We start from the raw sequence: 19,907 nt of genomic DNA on the forward strand, positions 1-19,907 counted from the left end.
GAAAAACTACCCGGGTCGGGCAAAACGCAGGCAGAATACGGCACACCCATCACGAAAGTGCCTGAGAGAATCAATGACGTCCGGCCATAAAATATCTACGATGACGCGCCGTTGCGGGGTATTCCTGTGAATGCGGCGACCGCTTCCGCTTCCCGGCGGGCCTTTTACTACGCGCCTTTTCGCAATCTGTTTTTCGCCCGCCTGCTGACCGTACTCGGTAACGGTATCGCGCCTATTGCCCTGGCCTTTGCGGTGATTGATATCGGCGGCAGCGTTGCCGATCTCGGTATCGTGGTCGCGGCACGCTCCCTGTTTAACGTCGGCTTTCTGCTGCTGGGCGGCGTGCTGGCGGACCGCTACTCCCGCAGCCGGGTGCTGCTGTTCTCTTCCCTGATTGCCGCGCTTTCTCAGGGCATCGTCGCCGGTCTGGTGCTGGACGGCTCCGCCACTATCGTCCTGCTGACCGTGCTGAGCGCGATAAACGGCGCGGCGGCCGGTATCTCGATGCCCGCCTCCGCCTCAATGGTGCCACACACGGTGCCGGTGCACGCCCTGCGTGAAGCGAACGCCTTTATTCAGCTCAGTATTTACGGCGGCACCGTTATCGGCGCCTCTCTCGGCGGGCTGTTGATCAGCACCATCGGTCCCGGCTGGGGACTGGCAGTCGATGCTCTGGGGTTTGCCGCCGCCGCCCCGCTCTATCTGCGCACGCGTATCGCCGCGCAGAAGTCGGCTGAATCCACCTCGAATATGCTCCAGGATCTGCGCGACGGCTGGAAGGAGTTTATCTCCCGCGCCTGGGTCTGGGCTATCGTGGTCCAGTTTACGGTGATCAACGCCGCCTTTAGCGGGCTGGTGATGGTACTCGGCCCGGTTATCGCCGATACCTCATTTGGCCGCGCAGGCTGGGGTCTGGTGGTCGCCGCAGAAAGCGTCGGCCTGATTGTCGGGTCGCTGATCGCCCTGCGCTGGCGTCCCCGTCGCGATCTGCTGATCGGCGTGATTCTGGTCGCGCTCTGTGCCGTGCCCATTGCGCTGCTGGGGCTGGTTCCCTCTACGCCGGTACTGATGGCGGCGTTCTTCCTCGCCGGGGTCGGCTTCGGCCAGTTTGGCGTCACCTGGGCGCACTCTCTGCAAACCCATATCCCCGCCGATAAGCTGGCGCGGGTCTACGCCTATGACGCGGTGGGTTCCTTTGTGGCGATCCCCATCGGCGAACTGGCGGCCGGGCCGCTGGCGCTCTGGTTTGGCACCACGCATCTGCTGCTGGCCGCCGCCGCTGCGGTGGTGATTGCGACGGCGCTCACCATGCTGACACCGGCGATCCGCCGACTGGATAATCGCCCGCAGGTGAACACGAGGAGCTAATCGACAGTCCGCTGGCCGGGGGCTTTTTTGCCTTAAAACCGGCCACGCAACCGTTTTCCTTGCCCGTATTCCGTGCTATTCTCTGTGCCCTCGAAAGCTGTCTGAAGCACACCCACAGGAGTTATAAGACGCATGTCTTCGCGCAATCATCCGCCACGCATCGCCATCGTGATGGGGTCCAAAAGCGACTGGGCTACCATGCAGTTTGCCGCTGAAATCCTCGACGCCCTGAATGTTCCCCATCATGTAGAAGTTGTCTCCGCGCACCGCACTCCCGATAAACTGTTTAGCTTTGCCGAAGGCGCAGAGGAAAACGGTTATCAGGTGATTATTGCCGGCGCAGGCGGCGCGGCACATCTGCCGGGCATGATTGCCGCCAAAACCCTGGTGCCGGTGCTGGGTGTGCCGGTCCAGAGCGCCGCCCTGAGCGGCGTCGACAGCCTTTATTCCATTGTTCAGATGCCACGCGGCATTCCGGTCGGCACGCTGGCGATCGGTAAAGCCGGTGCGGCCAACGCCGCTCTGCTAGCCGCACAGATCCTCGCCACGCACGATACAGAGCTGCACCAGCGTCTGGCAGACTGGCGTCGCACCCAGACCGACGAGGTCCTGGATAACCCGGACCCGCGGGGTGCGGCATGAAACAGGTATGCGTGCTCGGTAACGGCCAGCTTGGCCGAATGCTGCGCCAGGCCGGTGAGCCCTTAGGGATCGCCGTCTGGCCGGTTGGGCTGGACGCCGAGCCGGAAGCGGTGCCGGTTCAGCAGAGCGTGATTACCGCCGAAATTGAACGCTGGCCGGAAACGGCCCTGACTCGCGAACTGGCGCGCCATCCGGCGTTTGTGAATCGCGACGTCTTCCCGATTATTGCCGATCGCCTGACGCAAAAGCAGCTCTTCGACAAGCTCAGTCTGCCGACCGCCCCCTGGCAACTGCTGACCGACAAGGGCGAATGGCCGTCGGTCTTTGCTCGTCTCGGCGAGCTGGCGATCGTTAAACGCCGCACCGGCGGCTACGACGGACGCGGTCAGTGGCGACTGCGCGCCACGGAAACCGACCAGCTTCCTGACGAGTGCTACGGAGAGTGTATTGTCGAGCAGGGAATTAACTTCTCCGGCGAAGTCTCTCTGGTGGGCGCTCGCGGCCACGACGGCAGCACAGTATTTTACCCGCTGACCCACAACCTGCATCAGGATGGCATTCTGCGCATCAGCGTCGCCTTCCCGCAGGCCAGCCAGCGTCAGCAGGAACAGGCTGAAGCGATGCTGACCGCCATTATGAACGAGTTGGGCTATGTGGGCGTGATGGCAATGGAGTGCTTCGTGACGCCGTCAGGCCTGCTGATCAACGAGCTGGCCCCGCGCGTACACAACAGCGGCCACTGGACGCAAAACGGTGCCTCCATCAGCCAGTTTGAGCTGCATCTGCGCGCGGTAGTGGATCTTCCCCTGCCGACGCCGGTGGTTAACAGCCCGTCGGTGATGGTGAACCTGATTGGCAGCGACCTGAACTACGACTGGCTGAAGCTACCGCTGGTGCACCTGCACTGGTATGACAAAGAGGTTCGTCCGGGACGCAAAGTGGGCCATCTCAACCTGAACGACAGCGATACGGCTCGCCTTGATGCGACTCTGGAAGCGCTGCGCCCGCTGCTGCCGCCCGAGTATGACAGCGGCCTGACCTGGGCCCAGGCGAAACTGCGTTAAGCTATCGATCCAGAAAACAAAGGGCCGTCTCAGACGGCCCTTCTTATTTAATGTCGGTCGCGCTTATCGGCGCGCTTCGCCAGCCAGTCCCCCAGCACCTGCACCACCTGGACCAGCACGATCAGCGCCACCACGGTGACGATCATGACCTGGGTTTCGTAGCGGTAGTAGCCGTAGCGAATGGCCAGATCCCCGACCCCACCACCACCGACAATCCCGGCCATTGCCGAGTAGCCGATCAGGCTGACAAGGGTAATGGTCAGGCCGCGCAGCAGTCCGGCGCTGGCTTCCGGCAGCAGCACGGTGCAGATAATCCGCATCGGGCTGGCACCAAAGGCTTCCGCCGCCTCGATAATGCCTTTGTCCACTTCGCGCAGGGCGCCGTCCACCAGCCGGGCGTAGAAGGCAATCGCCGCGACTGACAGCGGCACGGAGGCAGCAATCGGCCCGATGGTGTTGCCGAGCAGAAACTGCGTCAGCGGCAGCAGGAGCACCAGCAGGATCACAAACGGCACCGAGCGGATAATATTGACCAGTACGGTACTGACCAGGTAAACCACACGGTTCTGCCAGAACAGGTTACGATCGGTGACAAAGATCAGAAAGCCCAGCGGCAGGCCACCCACGATGGCCAGCACCGTTGAAATACTCAACATCTGGAAGGTTTCGCCAAAGGCGAGGCCTAAGTCAGCGATTAAATCATCCACGGATCACCTCCACCTGTGCGGTATGTTGACGAATATGGTCGACCGCCGCGTCTACCGACTGGGTATCCTCTCCGGCGCTCAGCTGTACCACCAGGATCCCCAGCGCCCGCTCGCCGATATACTCAATTTTGCCGTGCAGAATATTGACCGACACGCCAAAGCGTATGGCCACATCCGACAGGACCGGCTGCTCGGCGGAATCACCGATAAACAGGATCTTTAACAGCTGGCCGGGCAGGTGCTCCCGCAGCCTTTCCGGCAGCGTCAGGTTGAGAGTATGGGACACCAGCTGCTGGCTGAACGGATGCTGCGGATGCGCGAAGACATCAAATACCGTCCCCTGCTCCACCACTTTACCGCCGGACATGACCGCGACACGGTCGCAGATACTTTTGATCACGTCCATCTCGTGGGTGATCAGTACGATAGTGATCCCCAGCTGCTGGTTGATCTGCTTCAGCAGCGCCAGGATCGTCGCGGAGGTTTCAAGATCCAGCGCCGAGGTCGGTTCATCACAGAGCAGCACGTCCGGGTGGTTGGCGATAGCACGGGCAATTCCCACGCGCTGCTTCTGCCCGCCGCTCAGCTGCACCGGAAAACGGTTCGCCTTGTCGGTCAGACCCACCAGCTCAAGGATCTCCGCCACTCTGGGGGCGATTTTGCTGCGCTCCCAGCCGGCCGACTTCAGGCTGAAGGCCACGTTCTGCGCCACGGTGCGGGTGTGCATCAAATTAAAGTGCTGGAAAATCATACCAATACGCTGGCGAGCGCTGCGCAGTTCTCGCCCCTGTAGCGCGGAGATTTCCACGCCGTTGACCCTGACGCTGCCCTGGCTGGGCCGTGTCAGCGCGTTAAGCGTGCGCAGCAGCGTACTTTTTCCGGCCCCGCTGGTGCCGACAATACCAAAGATGTCGCCCGCCTGAATATGCAGGCTGACCTCATCCACGGCCCGCGTCGATGCGCCGCCACCGCCAGCAAAGTCGACGCAAACCTTGTCTATCTCAATCATGCAAACCTCAGAAATGCAAAAAGGGGCAGACCAGCTGCCCCGAAGTCCTGCGGAGAACCTTACTGTTTTTCCGCCGCCATCCACTCTGGTTTCTGGAAAGCGTTATAGACGTTATTCGGATCGTCAATCACCGCCCGATAGGCCGGGGATTTCACCGCCTCAACAATATCCTTCGCAAAGGGCTTGTCGGCATCTTCGCTGCGCACGGCGATAATATTTTTCAGGTTCTCATCCAGCTGCTCCTGTTTCAGGGCGCTGGAGAGTTTCAGACCGGCGGCAATCGCAAAGTTACCGTTAACCAGCGAAGCAGTCACGCCGTCGAGGGTACGCGGCAATTGCGCCGCTTCCAGCGGTTTAAACACCAGCCCTTTCGGGTTGCTGGCGATATCGCGCTCGGAGGCTTTGGTCGGATCGATATTGTCTTTAATGGTGATCAGGCCGAGAGACTGCAGAAAACGCAGGCCGCGCGCCAGGTTGGTCGGGTCGTTAGAGATCGTAACGATATCGCCTTTTTTCAGCTCGTCGAGGCTGCTGATTTTACGCGAATAAAAGCCCATCCCCGCCGTCGGCACCGCCAGCAGTCGGGTCAGCTTCAGGCCTTTGTCGGCGGTGAATTTATCGAAGTAGAGGCTGTGCTGGAACAGGTTGGCATCGATACTGCCGTTAGACAGGGCCATATTCGGCTGCACGTAGTCGCTGAACTCGCGCACCACGACCTTATAGCCCTTCTCTTTCAGCGACGGCGCAATCGCCTGCTTCACCATATCGCCATAGGGTCCCGGTGCCACGCCAAACACGATGGTCTGTGGGTCACTGTTAGCCTGTGCAAACTGGACGCTGCAGGCCAGCAGCAGAATGCCGGTGGCCGCGCGAAGATTCGAACGCAATCCCATAAGTACTCCGTTTTAAATGTTGTGTTGCTGTGCGGGCGCGCGCCGTACAGTGCGACGCAGGTCATTTTCGCCCTATAAATAAGGCTGACCGTTAAGATGGCATAAAGGCGGGACGGGCGTAATTGAAATTAATTCATGATGTTGTGAACTATGTCACTGAAAGATGGGGAGTTACGTCAGGAGTAAGATAATGATGCACAAAGAGAAAGGAGAAAGCCGCCTCGCTCTTTATGCATTTTTTAGCTAAGTAAATCTGAAAAAGTATCAAACAGGGCGGCCGGAGCCGCCCTGAGTTATCAGAAGTCGTAGCGCAGACGGACCAGGTTCATATCACCCAGGTTGTCGGTGCTGGAGGTAAACACGTGTTCGTAGTCAACACGGAAACCGTAATCCAGTTTGAAGCTGATACCCACGCCGTTATCGATACGCTGGTAGTTGCGGCCGTTAGCAAACTCAATACGGTCGCCCATCACGTACGGCTGAACGGATTTCAGCGCGAACTGGCCCACCGGAATGGTGTAGCCCGCAAAGTATTCAATACCCCAGGCATCACCGGCGAAGAAGTTCTGCGCGGAGGCTTTGTTCAGCACCATAAAGTTCTGGTACCAGCCGCCGCCGAAGGACAGGGTCCAGTTATCCGGGGTCCAGCTCAGCGCGGAACCGATAATGGTCTGATCCCAGGTTTTGCCGTTTTCGCTGCCCGGATTACGCACTTCGGCACGGGTGTAGTTCCACGCGGTACCCCAGCTCAGATCGTCGGTCAGATGGTAATCCACCGCCAGCGAGCCACCGCCTTTACGGCCGTAGCGCACGCCTTTGCCAACCTGATAGTCAGAATCGTTAAACAGGTATGCCGCATAGATATCCGCGTCACCGACGGTTTTCTTATACTTCAGCATTTTGCGTGAACGATAAGAACCGTCGTAGTCGCCGTTAACCCCGTTACCGGAAGCCTGGCCGACCATGTCGTAGTCCCAGATATCAGTTTTAGCACCGACAACGTCGTAGTAGGCGCTGTTCTGCTGACCGAAGGTCAGGGTGCCCCAGGTGTCGCTTTTCAGACCGGTGTAGAGCATGCGGCGGGAGGTGTTATGTGCACCTTCAGCATGGTGGTTATCCCAGTCAAGCGCGGCCGGAATATTGACGCCCAGCTCGTAGTAGCTCACCCAGCTGATGTCGTCGAACAGGTAGTAATCTGCTGCGAAGCGGAAGCGGGTGCCGCCGTCGAAGCCGTTACGTTTGTAAGCGTTTTTGCCATCCGGGCCGTTCATATTGTTGAACTGCGGACGGATACTGCCGCCCACGGTCAGGTTAAGACGGCTCAGCGGGTTACCCGCCTGAACGTCCTGCTTAAGTACGGTGATTTCTGCCTGAGTTGCGAAAGACGTCGCGGCCACTGCTGCGCCGATCGTCATCGCCAGCGCTGTTTTTTTTATGGACATTAAATTCCCTTGATATAAATAGCCTGCCAATTATTTGACTTGCAAATACTACCTCTAATTAATGCGGCGGTGTCGGCGGGTTTTTAATGTTTTGTGCTGCTAAACAACGGAGAGATAACAATAAATGCTACATAAGTAAAACGCGCCGGTATAAATACCGGCGCGCAATCATAACACGACTGAATTACTGGTTGAACTGACGGAACAACGCCCGGCCTTTTAATAACCGGCTTCCCAGCCAGCCACCGCACAGGGAAAGCAGAATCGCTCCGCTCACCGGCAGCGCGACCCACACCTGCCAGTCCGGCTCCCACGGGAAATCAAACACCCGGGTTTGCAGCAACGCCAGAGCGGTTTCCGCCCCGATAGCGGCTACCAGCCCTGAGACCAGACCCAGCAGGGCAAACTCGCTCCATAAGGTGGCGCGAAGCAGCTTCTTACCCGCCCCCAGCGTGCGATAGACCACCAGTTCCTGGTGACGCTGGCGCATCCCCACCTGCACCTGAGCCAGCAGCAGCAGAACACCGCACAGGGTGACCAGCACCACCATGACCTCCAGCGCCCGGCTGACCTGCTGCAGGACCTGGCTGACCTGTTTAAGGATCGCGCCAATATCCAGCAGGCTGATGGTCGGGAACTCGCGGTTAAGCTGGGTCAGCATGCCGTTGTTTCCCTCGCTGCGGAAGCTGGTCAGCCAGCTCTGAGGCTGTTCGTCCAGCGCGCCCGCCGGGAAGATAAAGAAGAAGTTGGGCCGCAGACTTTCCCAGTCCACCTTGCGCAGGCTGCTGACGGTGGCGCTAAAGCTTTGAGTATCGCCCATAAAGGTCAGCGTATCGCCGAGGCTAATATTCAGCCGTTTCGCCAGTTCGACCTCCATCGACACTTCCCCGGCCTTCGGCGGCCACTGGCCGGAAACAATCGGATTATGATCCAGGCGGGCATCCTGCCAGGTCAGGTTCAGCTCGCGGTTCAGCGCCTCATCTTTATTGCCGTCCGTGGTCTTGCCGTTAATCTCCGTCATCCGCGCCCGCACGATGGGGTAGAAATCACGCGGGATCACCTGATGGCCGGCGAGGAAGGTTTTCACCGGCGTCACCTGCTCCGGCGCGATATTGATCAGGAAATAGTTCGGGCTTTCCGGCGGGATCTGCTGCTGCCAGCGATCCAGCAGATCGCCGCGCAGGACCAGCAGCAGCGCCAGCAGCATGAACGACAGGGAGAACGCCGCCAGCTGGCTGAGGGTCGCCCAGGGCTGACGCAGCAGACGATTGACCGCCAGCCGCAGAGGCAGCGCTTTCAGCGTCAGGCGTTTAAGCCCCGCCAGCAGCAGCCAGCCTACCACGCCGCAGAGCAGGGCCAGCACCAGGGTGCCGCCCAGCACCGACCAGAGCAGCGGACTGCTGCCCATCAGCCAGGCCAGCAGCGCCACAACCACCGCGCTTATCACCGGCAGATAGATTTTTAGCGGCCAGACGCTGGCCACCACGTCCCGGCGCAGGACGCGCAGCGGCTGGGTCGCCAGCAGCAGTCGGTAAGGACGCAGCCCCACCAGCAGCGAAATCACCGTCATCGCGCCGGTGGCCCACAGCCACGGCCAGAGGCTGGCGGCGGGCAACGCCACCGGCAGCACCGGCTTAAGCAGGACCAGCAGCACCTGTTCAAACAGCAGCCCCATCGCCCCGCCGGTCACGGCGGCAAGCGCCAGCAGCATCGCAAACTGGCCGACAATCAGCTTGCGCAGCTGCGCCCGTCCGGCGCCGAGGGTTTTGAGGATCGCCACCAGATCGTAGCGGCTGCGGCAGTAGTGCCCCATCGCCACCGCGACGGCGGCAATCGCCAGCAGCAGGGTCAATAGCGCCGACAGCAGCAGGAACTGCTGGGAGCGTTCAAGGGATTTGCCGAGCGCGCCTTCGTCCTGCTCCAGCCCGTACCAGCGGTGCTCCGGCTTAAGCTGCGGCAGCAGCCACTTTTCGTAAGCTTCCAGCTGCTGCGGGGTGCCGCCAAACTTGTAGCGCCAGCTAACGCGGCTGCCCGGCTGTACCGCGCCGGTTTTCGCCACGTCGGCGGTGTTCATCAGCAGGCGCGGGGCCATTTCGAACGGGTTAAAGCCGGAGTCCGGCTCCTGGATCACTTCACCGGCAATGCGCAAAGTGGCGTCGCCAACGTCGATGTTGTCACCGGTTTTCAGGTTCAGCAGCGACATTAAGCGCGGCGCCAGCAGCACCGTTCCGGCCTGCGGTTTAACGCCGGGCGGGCTGGTCTGCAGCTCGCCGTACATCGGATAGACATCATCCACCGCTTTGACGTTCGCCAGCTGCGGGGTATCACCGGCAAACGTCATCGTCGTAAAGGTCAGCTGTTCTCCCACCTTCAGCCCTGTTTCCCGGGCCTTGTCGAGCCACTCCGTCGGCACCAGCCGGGAACTGCGCAGCGCCCGGTCTCCGGCCAGAAACTCGCGGCTCTGCTGGCTGAGGCCTTTTTCCATACGATCGCTGATATTACCCAGCGCCAGCACGCAGGCTACGGCCAGGCTCAGGGCCATCCAGACGATCAGCAGCGATGGCGAACGCCATTCCCGCCAGAACCAGCGCGCAATCATGCTTCCTCCTGCAGCTGCCCATTCACCAGGCGCAGTCGGCGGTCACAGCGCGCCGCCAGCTGCGGATCGTGGGTCACGAGGATAAGCGTGGTGCCGTGCTCACGGTTAAGGGAAAACAGCAGGTCGGCAATTTTATCCCCGGTCTGGCGGTCGAGGTTGCCGGTAGGTTCATCGGCAAACAGCAGGCCCGGACGGCCGTTAAAGGCGCGGGCCAGCGCCACGCGCTGCTGCTCGCCGCCGGAGAGCTGGGCCGGGAGATGGTCCAGACGCTTGCCCAGCCCGAGCTGCTCCAGCAGGGCGCGGGCATGCTGACGGCTGCTGGCGCTGTTCTCACCGCGCAGCAGCGCCGGGAGTTCGACGTTTTCCAGGGCGTTCAGGGTCGGGATCAGCATAAAGGATTGAAAAACAAACCCCACATGCTGTGCCCGCAGCTGAGCACGCGCTTCTTCATCCATCTTGTGCAGCGGCTGACCCACCAGGTTCACCTCCCCGCTGCTGCCGTCATCCAGCCCGGCAAGAATAGCCAGCAGGGTTGATTTACCCGAACCGGACTCGCCAATCAGGGCGATGGTCTGTCCCGGTTTGACAACCAGTTCAACTCCGGTGAGGATGGAAAGCTCATGCTCACCCTGACCGACGGACTTCTTAAGATGATGAACTTCAACAATGTTTTCCGCTGGCATTTGCCGTTCCTGTTCCTGATTCTGTTTAGCGTTCGCGCGGCGGCTGCCGACACGTTATTGATTCTGGGAGATAGCCTGAGCGCCGGGTATCGGATGGCAGCAACCAGCGCGTGGCCCGCGCTGCTCAATGAAAAATGGCGCCCGGATACCACCGTGGTTAACGCCAGCATCAGCGGCGATACCGCCGGCCAGGCGCTGGCGCGTCTTCCCGCGCTGCTCAAGCAGCACCAGCCGCGCTGGGTGCTGGTAGAACTGGGCGGCAACGACGGCCTGCGCGGTTTTCAGCCACAGCAAACGGCGCAAACCCTGCGCACCATTCTGCAGGACGTGAAAGCGGCTAACGCCGCCCCGCTGATTATGCAAATTCGGCTGCCCGCCAACTACGGTCGTCGCTATAATGAGGCCTTTAGCGCAATCTATCCTGCGCTTGCCAAAGAGTTTGATATTCCTCTGGTTCCCTTTTTTATGGAAGAGGTTTATCTGAAACCGCAGTGGATGCAGGACGATGGAATTCACCCTAATCGCGATGCCCAGCCGTTTATTGCCGACTGGATGGCAACGCGACTGGCTCCACTAGTAAACCATGACTCATAAATAATCGGGGCGCCCGACGGGTAAAGTTATGCAAAAATCGGTCTTAATTACAGGGTGTTCCAGCGGGATTGGTCTCGAAAGCGCGCTTGAACTGAAGCGTCAGGGCTTTCGTATTCTGGCCGCCTGCCGTAAACCTGAAGACGTCGCACGGATGTCAGAATATGGCTTTACCGGCGTACAGCTCGACCTGGATTCGCCAGAGAGCGTCGATCGTGCGGCGGATGAAATCCTTGCCCTGACCGACGGCCGACTGTACGGCCTGTTTAACAATGCCGGTTACGGTCTCTACGGCCCGCTGACCACCATCAGCCGCACGCAGCTGGAGCAGCAGTTTTCCAGCAACTTTTTCGGCACTCACCAACTGACGATGCGTCTTCTGCCCGCCATGGTTCCCCACGGCGAAGGCCGTATTGTGATGACCTCCTCGGTGATGGGGCTGATCTCCACGCCGGGCCGTGGCGCTTACGCCGCCAGTAAATACGCGCTGGAAGCCTGGTCAGATGCCCTGCGTATGGAGCTGCGCCACAGCGGGGTGAAGGTTAGCCTGATTGAGCCTGGCCCCATCCGCACCCGCTTTACCGACAATGTGAATCAGACTCAGAGCGATAAGCCGGTAGAAAATCCCGGCATCGCCGCCCGTTTCACTCTCGGTCCTGAGGCGGTGGTCGCCAAAGTGCGCCATGCTTTTGAAAGCGACAGCCCGCGGCTGCGCTATCCCGTCACGCTTGTCACCTGGGCCGTTGTGGTGCTGAAGCGCCTGCTGCCGGGCCGGCTGATGGAGAAATTTTTGCAGGGGTGAGTTGAAGGTAAGGGGTTCACCCCCATCTAACATAATAAATACGAACGCCAAAAGAGAATCACATGTCCGTACAGAATAGCGTCATCATTACCGAAGCCAATCTGCACCAGGTCCTTGAACAGTCAATGACCACGCCGGTGCTGTTCTACTTCTGGTCCGATCGCAGCCAGCACTGCCAGCAGCTAACACCGGTGCTGGAAAACCTGGCCGCCCAGTATAACGGTCAGTTTATTTTCGCCAGCGTCGACTGCGACGCCGAGCAGATGGTGGCCTCCCAGTTTGGTCTGCGCGCCATCCCGACGGTGTATCTATTCCAGAACGGTCAGCCGGTCGACGGCTTCCAGGGACCGCAGCCGGAAGAAGCCATTCGCGCCCTGCTGGATAAAGTCCTGCCGCGTGAAGAAGAGCTGAAAATGCAGCAGGCACAGCTGCTTATCCAGGAAGGTAACTACGCCGATGCCCTGCCGCTGCTGCGCGATGCGCGCCAGCTTGCGCCGCAGAACAGCGAAATTGGCCTGCTGCTGGCGGAAACCCAGATTGCCCTGAGCCGCAGCGACGAAGCCGAAGCGGTACTGAAAACCATCCCGATGCAGGATCAGGATTCCCGCTATCAGGGCCTGGTTGCGCAGATTGAGCTGCTGAAACAGGCCGCCGATACCCCGGAAATCCAGCTGCTTCAGCAACAGGTTGAGCAAAACCCGGAAGATGCCGCGCTCGCCAGCCAGCTGGCGCTGCAGCTGCATCAGGTCGGTCGTAATGAAGAGGCGCTGGAACTGCTGTTCAGCCATCTGAAGAAAGATCTCGGTGCCGCCGACGGTCAGGCCCGCAAAATGATGCAGGAAATCCTCGTCGCACTCGGTACCGGCGACGCGCTGGCCTCTAAGTATCGCCGCCAGCTCTACTCTCTGCTCTACTAAACCTCTTCGGCCATTTCCCCCCTGCGCTGCTTTATTTTAGGGGGGAAGTGCCGGTGATTAAACGGTATACTGTCGCTCAGGAAATGTGCGTATTTGCCGTTTAAAACAGGAGGTTTACCGATGGTCTTTATCATCCCAATCTTTATTCTCGTTGCGCTGGTGATTGTTATCTCCGGTGTGAAAATCGTCCCGCAGGGTTATCAGTGGACCGTAGAGCGCTTCGGCCGCTACACCAAAACGCTGCAGCCTGGCTTAAACCTGGTCGTGCCGTTTATGGATCGCATTGGTCGCAAGATCAATATGATGGAGCAGGTGCTTGATATCCCATCCCAGGAGATCATCTCCAAGGATAACGCCAACGTCACCATCGACGCCGTGTGCTTTATTCAGGTCATTGACGCCCCGAAAGCGGCCTATGAGGTCAGCAATCTTGAGCTGTCGATCCTCAACCTGACGATGACCAATATTCGTACCGTGCTCGGTTCCATGGAGCTGGACGAAATGCTCTCCCAGCGCGACAGCATTAACACCCGCCTGCTGCATATTGTCGATGAGGCCACGAATCCGTGGGGCGTGAAGGTCACCCGTATCGAGATCCGCGATGTGCGCCCACCGGCGGAGCTTATCGCCTCGATGAACGCCCAGATGAAAGCGGAACGTACCAAGCGTGCCTATATCCTCGAAGCAGAAGGCGTGCGTCAGGCCGAAATTCTGAAAGCCGAAGGGGAAAAGCAGTCGCAGATCCTCAAGGCGGAAGGTGACCGTCAGTCCGCGTTCCTGCAGGCGGAAGCGCGTGAACGTTCGGCGGAAGCGGAAGCCCGGGCCACCCAGATGGTGTCCGAGGCGATTGCCGCCGGGGATATCCAGGCGGTGAACTACTTCGTGGCGCAGAAATATACCGACGCGCTGCAGCAAATCGGCTCGGCGAATAACAGCAAAGTGGTGATGATGCCGCTCGATGCCAGTAGCCTGATGGGCTCTATCGCCGGGATCAGTGAGCTGATCAGAGAAAGCAGCAGCGACCGGAAAAGATCATGATTGCCACACTCCTCGCCAACCCGCATATCGTCTGGCTGAGCCTCGGCGGGCTGCTGCTGGCAGCGGAGATGCTCGGGGGTAACGGCTACCTGCTGTGGAGCGGCGTGGCCGCTCTGGTCACCGGACTGCTGGTCTGGGTTCTGCCGCTGGGCTGGGAATCGCAGGGCGCGCTGTTTGCAGTGCTGACCCTGCTTGCCGTCTGGCTGTGGTGGCGCTGGCTGGCCCGTCGGGTCAGCCGTCAGAGCAACACCGGCAGCGGCGCGTTAAATCAGCGCGGCCAGCAGCTGGTGGGGCAGCGCTTTACCCTCGATGCGCCGGTCGTTAACGGCCGCGGCCATTTGCGGGTGGGTGACAGCTCCTGGCCAGTGCGCGCAGAAGACGATCTGAGCGCCGGAACCCGGATTGAAGTGACCGCCGTCGAAGGCATCACACTGCATATTAAAATTCAAAATAATTAACAACATACAGAGATTCAGGGAATGAAAGCGATAAAAACTCGCCTTGCGTTAGGGTTATGCTTCTCCTTTGCCGCCAGCGCACCCGCGCTGGCCTCTTCTGATATACAAGAATCCTGCACATGGTGGAGCAAATATTGCGCACTCACCAGCCCTCCGGTGCTCGGGGTGAACACCGATACCCGGGATAACCTGTTTCGTCTGATGGATAAACACAAAGAGGCAACGCCTCAGGCCGCCGACGGCCAAATACACAGTCGCGAACGCCAGGACTCCACGCTTATCAGCACCGGGTACCCCATCTCTTCTGCCGAAACCCCGACGTTACCCGACGCGCTGATGGTGCAGCTTGCCTCGCTGGGGCTGGAGCCACAGGCCGTGATTGATGCCACCAAACATCAGTACGAAGAGGAAAACCGCTTTGTCTCCCGCAACCAGGAAACCCTGTCAGGCTTTTTCGCCGCCCTGATTGCCGAAACCACGCTGACCCCGGAGCAGCGCCATGCGCTGGCGACGGCCCGTCTTGCGGTCAACGGCAGCGCTGAAGCGCAGGCAACCCTCGCCGCGATTGAGGCTACTGAGGGCACACCAGCTCAGGATTTTCGCGCTTATCTGCTGGCCGCTAATCAGTTTTATGCCGGTGACTATCCGCAAGCTGACGCACAGTTTTCTGCTCTCAAAAGCCGTTCTCAGCCCTGGATTGCCGAAACCGCCAGCTATATGTTGATGCGTAATGCCCTGAATGCCAGTACGCAGAATGCCCGCAGCGAGTACGGCAGCTTTGACGCAGAGAAGGCGGATCGCGCGCAGGCCACACGGGCTAAAGAGGCTGCGGATGCCTATCTGCAACAGTGGCCTGAAGGGCAGTATGCCGACTCAACCCGGGGAATGCAGCGACGGATCAACTGGTATTTGCAGGACTGGAATGCACTGGCGATACAGTATGAACAGGCGCTTTCGCAGGCCAGTAGTGAAGATGCGCTGTGGGCTCTGGTGGCCGAAAGCGACAATAAATTAATCAGTAAAGATATGTTCTGGAACAGCAGCTATTTCGTCAGCGCACCGGATGCGCCACTGCTGACCTTTGTCCAGACCCTGCGCCTGATGCGCAGCATGGATTGTGATGGCAGGGCCCCCTGTATCGATGAGGAATATTTAAACAGCCTGAAGGCAGACTTTGCCCGGCATCAACGCCTCGAACTGTGGAATTATCTGCGCCTGCGCCTTGCCTTTATCCATCAGGATTACGCCACCCTTGCACGCGATATCCCTCCGGCGAAGACCTTATCAGACAATAATATTCTGCAGTTCAGCGAGCAGGTGCTGCGGGTCGATAGCCTGATGGAACAGAAGCAGTGGCCCGCCGCCCGGGACGGATGGAAACATCTATTCAGTCTGAGTAAAGACCGCGAACAGCTGCGCCTGCTGCAGGGAAACCTGGCGGCTGCTCTGGTGTTCAACGATGAGGCGGCGGCCGTATTCGCGGCGGACAGTCCGGTGACCTGGCTTAGCTATCGCTCGCTGGTGCTGAAGACCAGGGCCACAATGCCCCTACTGCGCCAGCGGGCTATTGAGGGTGCCAGCACTGAAGAGCGCACTATCGCTCTGCATACCCTGCTGGTGCGCGATCTGATGACGGGACGCTATAGCGACTGGCTGGAAGACAAGAAACAGATCGCCGCCATCACGCCGCCGGTTATCGGTGAAGCCTTTAACGATGTGAACTTAAGCGTCTTTAATTGGGCAGGCACCGACAAAACGCACGCGTATTACTGCGCCTCGCTGGAAAGTACCGTCACCACGCTGGCCGGAAAACCGGGAGATGCCCACGCGCTGAATTGCCTGGCTGAGTTTTTCCATCAAACACAGGCGCGTGTCGATACGGACATCGAGCGCGGCGCCAACGTCGCCCTCGATGCGGCAACCGGAGGAATGCAGCCCGAGGCCCCACGGATGCTGGCACTCTATCAGCGGGTCATTAATGCTCCAAAAGCCGAGCCGGAAGATAAAAGCTATGCGCTGTACCGCGCAATCCGCTGCTACGCCCCGTCAGGCTACAACAGCTGCAGCAATGAAAGTGTGGATAAATCGGTACGCAAAGAGTGGTTCCGCCAACTGAAAACCAGCTATCCGGGCAGCGTATGGGCGCAGGATCTCAAATACTACTGGTGATCCTGCTGGTCGCCAGCCTGCTCTCCCCTGCCGCCGGTGCGCAGACGCCCGCTGCGGTGGGCGAGCGCCAGGCGTTCTGGCTCTGGTCCGGCGTCAGGCCCACGGAGGCGCTACAAAACGCGCAGCTGATGTACCTGCATCAGGGGGATATCCTCCTCCACGATGGCCTGCCGGTGTTTGAGCGTAAGGGCCTGCCGGTCAGTAAACTCTCCTTTCCCCGACTGTGGCTGACGGTGCGTTTTACCACTCTGGACGTATCAGATGAGATGCTGGAGCGTCTGGGTCGCCTGCTGCTGCGCTGGCAGGCGGCAGGGAATACCGTGGTGGGATTACAGATTGATTTTGACGCGGGTACGCACAACCTCGACGACTATGGCGCGTTTCTGCGGCGGGCGCGGGCAGCGCTTCCACCTGCGTTTGCGCTGGGCGTCACCGGTCTGCTGGACTGGGCGAAAACCGGCAGCGTTGCGACGCTAAACACCCTCCCGGTGGATGAGTTGGTGGTACAGAGCTATCAGGGACGTCGCACCGTTCAACATTACGCCGACTATCTTCCCGCCCTGTCCCGGCTGCGCATCCCCTTTAAGGTCGGGATTGTGCAAAACGGCGAGTGGGATATCCAGGAAGAAATCCGACTTAGCGCCTCTCCCTGGTATCGCGGGATCGTGGTATTTCTGCTCAATCCCTGACGCGGTGATGGCAGCAGCCGGCCAGATTATCAATGATCGGGCAGTCAGCGCCGTCATCGCCCGGACAACTCTCCGCCAGCTTCAGCAGCTGACGCCTCATCTGCTGAAGCTCATCAATATGGCGTTCGATCTCCGCAACCTTCTGCAGCGTGCGGGCTTTAACGTCCGCGCTGTGGCGGGTGGGATCGTTAAATAAGTTCACCAGCTCGCCGCACTCTTCAAGGTTAAAGCCCACCTGCCGCGCCTGGCGCAGCAGCGTCAGCTCGTTCAGATGCTGTGCCGTATAGCTACGGTAGCCGTTATCCCCGCGCAGCGGCGGCGTCACCAGCCCTTTCTCTTCATAAAAACGAATTGCTTTGCTGGTTAAACCGGTTTTTTTTGCCACATCGCTGATGTTCATATGTCCTCCGGGTTGCCCGCGTCTGCCGCGATGCAGGAGGCCCAGTATACCCCACGGCGGCGACGTTTATCCTGTCAGCCTCATTTAAGCAAGCGTGTTACGCAAATAACCACAATATATTCCTTGTTTTTCAACTGTGTCAGGTCACATTTTTCTATTTCAGTAGGGTAATAAATTGACCAAAATCAAACATGCTTTTTATTTGCAATTTTGTCTATAGACGCGGCGACAGACCTTCAATATAAAAACGAATGATATTAATTATCACTTACATTCAATAATAAAGGTTACCTCCATGTTGCAGCGTATTTGCCCGGGCGCGTTTGTACTTTCAGCCCTGTCTTTATTTGTTGCTGGTACCGTATCAGCAGCGTCGACCAGCACACAGCAGACCACAAACTCCCGCGGCGAAACGCTTGTCGTAACGGCAAACCGGGCTGAATCCAGCCTGTGGAACAGTCCGGCGACGATCCAGGTCATCGACAACCAGACGCTGGAAAAAACAACCCGTAACACGCTCGCGGACGAACTACGGGATATTCCCGGGGTTGAGGTAACCGATAACGCACTGGCAGGACGCAAGCAGGTACGTATCCGTGGCGAAGCGTCCTCACGCGTGCTGGTGCTGATCGACGGTCAGGAAGTCACCTATCAACGCGCCGGGGAGAACTACGGTGCGGGTCTGCTGATCGACACCTCCGCGCTCGAACGGATCGAAGTGGTCAAAGGCCCGTATTCCGTGCTGTACGGCTCGAAGGCCATCGGCGGCGTGGTGAATTTTATTACCAAAAAAGGCGGCGATAAACCGCTGGCCGGTATTGTGAAAGCCGTTTATGACTCGTCGACGGCGGGCTGGCAGGAGTCGGCCGCAGCCTGGGGAAGCATCGGCGGATTTGATTACCGTATCAACGGCAGCTACTCGGATCAGGGCGATCGTAAAACGCCCGATGGCCGACTCCCTAACACCCATAACCGAAATAACGGCCAGGGCATCTGGCTGGGCTATAACGTTGATCGTCATAAGGTGGGCCTCTCTCTGGATCGCTATAAGCTCACCACCCAGACTTACTATGACGGCGAGCTTGAGTCCTTTAGCGTAAGGCTTCCTAAGGTGGAGCGGGAGAAGATCGGCCTGTTCTACGATTACGCTGTCGACGGCGAATTCCTGAAATCGGTCCATTTAGATGCGTATAACCAGACCGTCGAGCGCAGGTTTGAAAACGATCTGGTGACGACTCAGGTCATCCCCAGCCCCCTGATTCGGGCGTTGACCATAACAAACCAGACGCGCACCAACGATAAACAGTACACCCAGGGCGTAACGCTGCAGTCGAACTACAGCCTGCCGGCCAGTAATAATCTGGTGCTCGGCGCACAGTACCTGCGCGACAAAATTACCCAAACCAGTAACGGCTATACCCGACAGACCGCCGCCACCGGCTTCTTTGATACTGAAACCGATAAACGTTCCCATAACGAGGCCGTTCAGAACAGCACGTCACTGTTTGCGCAGAACGACTGGCAGTTCGCCGATAACTGGACATGGACCCTGGGTGCCCGTCAATCCTGGCTGTCATCGCGCCTGACCGACGGTGAAACGCAATCTACTACCAGCGGCGTCACCACAACCACAAGCATGGACCGAAATACCACCCGCGATGACGCGCTGGTGGCCGCATCCAGCCTCCGCTACTCCGGCTTCGATAATCTGGAACTGCGCGCCGCCTTCGCCCAGGGCTATGTCTCCCCGACCTTAGTCCAGCTCTTTACCGAGACCTCTGCGGGCGGCGGCGTCACCTACGGCAATTCAGGGCTGACGGCCGAACACTCCAATAACTACGAGCTGGGCGCGCGCTATAAGGGCAATCTGTGGCTGGTCGACGGGGCGGTCTACTACTCCGAGGCCAAAGACTATATCGCCAGCGTCGCCTGCTCCGGTCAGAGCGTCTGCAACGGGAATACCAATACCACCCGCAGCGGCTATTACTACTACGACAATATCGACAAGGCCAAAACCTGGGGCATGGAGCTGACGGCTGAATACAGCGGCTGGGCGGTTTCGCCTTATCTGAGCGGCAACCTGATCCGTCGTCAGTATGAAGGGGCAACGCTGAAAACTCAGAATACCGGGGAGCCGACCGCGACCGGGCGATTCGGGGTGAAACATACCCTGCTGTTGAATGCGCTTAACCTGACCTCCGACATCTATATCCGGGCGGCATCCAGCGCTAAAGACAGCACCGGCGCAACCGAAACCCGCTACCCCGGCTGGGCAACGCTGAACCTGGCATTTAACAGCGAGTTTGGGCCGGACGACCAATACCAGATTAACCTGGCGCTGAATAATCTGACCGATAAACGCTACCAGACGGCGCACGAGTCCATCCCTGCGGCGGGCTTTAACGCGGCGGTCGGCTTTGCCTGGAAATTCTGATG

At 59.1% G+C, this 19,907-nt stretch carries 18 protein-coding genes; 11 read left to right on the forward strand and 7 right to left on the reverse strand.

Translation table 11 applies throughout. From position 1 onward, the window contains the following. The first annotated feature begins 126 nt into the window (after positions 1 to 126). The 3 genes from EDF81_RS20430 to purK all read left to right on the forward strand — a co-directional run bounded on the left by EDF81_RS20430 (position 127) and on the right by purK (position 3,074). Complete coding sequence (locus EDF81_RS20430) at positions 127 to 1,368, forward strand: MFS transporter (protein ID WP_123350000.1); 1,242 nt, start codon at positions 127 to 129, stop codon at positions 1,366 to 1,368. Between the two features lie 132 nt (positions 1,369 to 1,500). Further along, complete coding sequence (purE, locus tag EDF81_RS20435) at positions 1,501 to 2,010, forward strand: 5-(carboxyamino)imidazole ribonucleotide mutase (RefSeq protein ID WP_123350001.1); 510 nt, start codon at positions 1,501 to 1,503, stop codon at positions 2,008 to 2,010. Then, entirely contained in the window at positions 2,007 to 3,074 is a 1,068-nt protein-coding gene (gene purK, locus EDF81_RS20440) for a 5-(carboxyamino)imidazole ribonucleotide synthase (RefSeq protein ID WP_123350002.1), read from the forward strand. Before purE ends, purK begins: the two co-directional genes overlap by 4 nt. A gap of 47 nt (positions 3,075 to 3,121) precedes the next feature. Here the strand turns inward: purK and EDF81_RS20445 are convergent, their stop codons facing one another. From EDF81_RS20445 to ybbA, 6 genes are all read right to left on the reverse strand, one after another. Further along, positions 3,122 to 3,781 (reverse strand): methionine ABC transporter permease, encoded by a 660-nt coding sequence (locus EDF81_RS20445; RefSeq protein WP_123350003.1) that lies wholly within the window; start codon positions 3,779 to 3,781, stop codon positions 3,122 to 3,124. Further along, entirely contained in the window at positions 3,774 to 4,790 is a 1,017-nt protein-coding gene (sfbB, locus tag EDF81_RS20450) for a virulence-associated ABC transporter ATP-binding protein SfbB (protein ID WP_123350004.1), read from the reverse strand. Before sfbB ends, EDF81_RS20445 begins: the two co-directional genes overlap by 8 nt. A gap of 59 nt (positions 4,791 to 4,849) precedes the next feature. Next, the gene (locus EDF81_RS20455) at positions 4,850 to 5,683 is read right to left on the reverse strand and encodes a MetQ/NlpA family ABC transporter substrate-binding protein (protein ID WP_123350005.1); all 834 of its coding nucleotides are present in this window, start codon (positions 5,681 to 5,683) and stop codon (positions 4,850 to 4,852) included. Between the two features lie 296 nt (positions 5,684 to 5,979). Beyond that, positions 5,980 to 7,125 (reverse strand): porin, encoded by a 1,146-nt coding sequence (locus EDF81_RS20460; RefSeq protein ID WP_123350006.1) that lies wholly within the window; start codon positions 7,123 to 7,125, stop codon positions 5,980 to 5,982. Between the two features lie 184 nt (positions 7,126 to 7,309). Further along, on the reverse strand, positions 7,310 to 9,724 hold the full coding sequence (gene ybbP, locus EDF81_RS20465) for a putative ABC transporter permease subunit YbbP (RefSeq protein WP_123350007.1): 2,415 nt from the start codon (positions 9,722 to 9,724) through the stop codon (positions 7,310 to 7,312). After that, a complete protein-coding gene (gene ybbA / locus EDF81_RS20470; RefSeq protein WP_123350008.1) occupies positions 9,721 to 10,407 on the reverse strand; it encodes a putative ABC transporter ATP-binding protein YbbA in 687 nt (228 codons plus the stop codon). Before ybbA ends, ybbP begins: the two co-directional genes overlap by 4 nt. On the opposite strand from ybbA, the gene tesA reads away from it, so the two are divergent. The 7 genes from tesA (at position 10,375) to EDF81_RS20505 (ending at position 17,071) form a co-directional block, all read left to right on the forward strand. After that, positions 10,375 to 11,001 carry a multifunctional acyl-CoA thioesterase I/protease I/lysophospholipase L1 gene (tesA, locus tag EDF81_RS20475; RefSeq protein ID WP_123350227.1) on the forward strand — a complete coding sequence of 209 codons (627 nt, stop codon included), beginning with the start codon at positions 10,375 to 10,377 and terminating at the stop codon, positions 10,999 to 11,001. The two genes, ybbA and tesA, sit on opposite strands and share 33 nt — an antisense overlap. Positions 11,002 to 11,029: 28 nt before the next feature. Then, a complete protein-coding gene (locus EDF81_RS20480; protein WP_123350009.1) occupies positions 11,030 to 11,800 on the forward strand; it encodes an SDR family oxidoreductase in 771 nt (256 codons plus the stop codon). Between the two features lie 62 nt (positions 11,801 to 11,862). Continuing rightward, a complete protein-coding gene (locus tag EDF81_RS20485; protein WP_123350010.1) occupies positions 11,863 to 12,717 on the forward strand; it encodes a co-chaperone YbbN in 855 nt (284 codons plus the stop codon). Between the two features lie 120 nt (positions 12,718 to 12,837). After that, positions 12,838 to 13,755 (forward strand): SPFH domain-containing protein, encoded by a 918-nt coding sequence (locus tag EDF81_RS20490; protein ID WP_123350011.1) that lies wholly within the window; start codon positions 12,838 to 12,840, stop codon positions 13,753 to 13,755. Continuing rightward, positions 13,752 to 14,213 (forward strand): NfeD family protein, encoded by a 462-nt coding sequence (locus EDF81_RS20495; protein ID WP_123350012.1) that lies wholly within the window; start codon positions 13,752 to 13,754, stop codon positions 14,211 to 14,213. Before EDF81_RS20490 ends, EDF81_RS20495 begins: the two co-directional genes overlap by 4 nt. Before the next feature lie 21 nt (positions 14,214 to 14,234). Continuing rightward, positions 14,235 to 16,382 (forward strand): hypothetical protein, encoded by a 2,148-nt coding sequence (locus tag EDF81_RS20500; RefSeq protein ID WP_123350013.1) that lies wholly within the window; start codon positions 14,235 to 14,237, stop codon positions 16,380 to 16,382. Beyond that, on the forward strand, positions 16,352 to 17,071 hold the full coding sequence (locus EDF81_RS20505; protein WP_123350014.1) for a DUF3142 domain-containing protein: 720 nt from the start codon (positions 16,352 to 16,354) through the stop codon (positions 17,069 to 17,071). Before EDF81_RS20500 ends, EDF81_RS20505 begins: the two co-directional genes overlap by 31 nt. Here the strand turns inward: EDF81_RS20505 and cueR are convergent. Next, complete coding sequence (gene cueR, locus EDF81_RS20510; protein WP_123350015.1) at positions 17,061 to 17,471, reverse strand: Cu(I)-responsive transcriptional regulator; 411 nt, start codon at positions 17,469 to 17,471, stop codon at positions 17,061 to 17,063. The genes EDF81_RS20505 and cueR overlap by 11 nt on opposite strands. 295 nt (positions 17,472 to 17,766) lie before the next feature. Between cueR and EDF81_RS20515 the strand changes: the two genes are divergently transcribed. After that, positions 17,767 to 19,905, forward strand: coding sequence for a TonB-dependent siderophore receptor (locus EDF81_RS20515; RefSeq protein WP_123350016.1), 2,139 nt, complete (start codon positions 17,767 to 17,769; stop codon positions 19,903 to 19,905). The last annotated feature ends 2 nt before the right edge of the window (positions 19,906 to 19,907 follow it).

The sequence above is a fragment of the Enterobacter sp. BIGb0383 genome, from assembly GCF_003751845.1.
Classification (GTDB): Bacteria; Pseudomonadota; Gammaproteobacteria; order Enterobacterales; family Enterobacteriaceae; genus BIGb0383.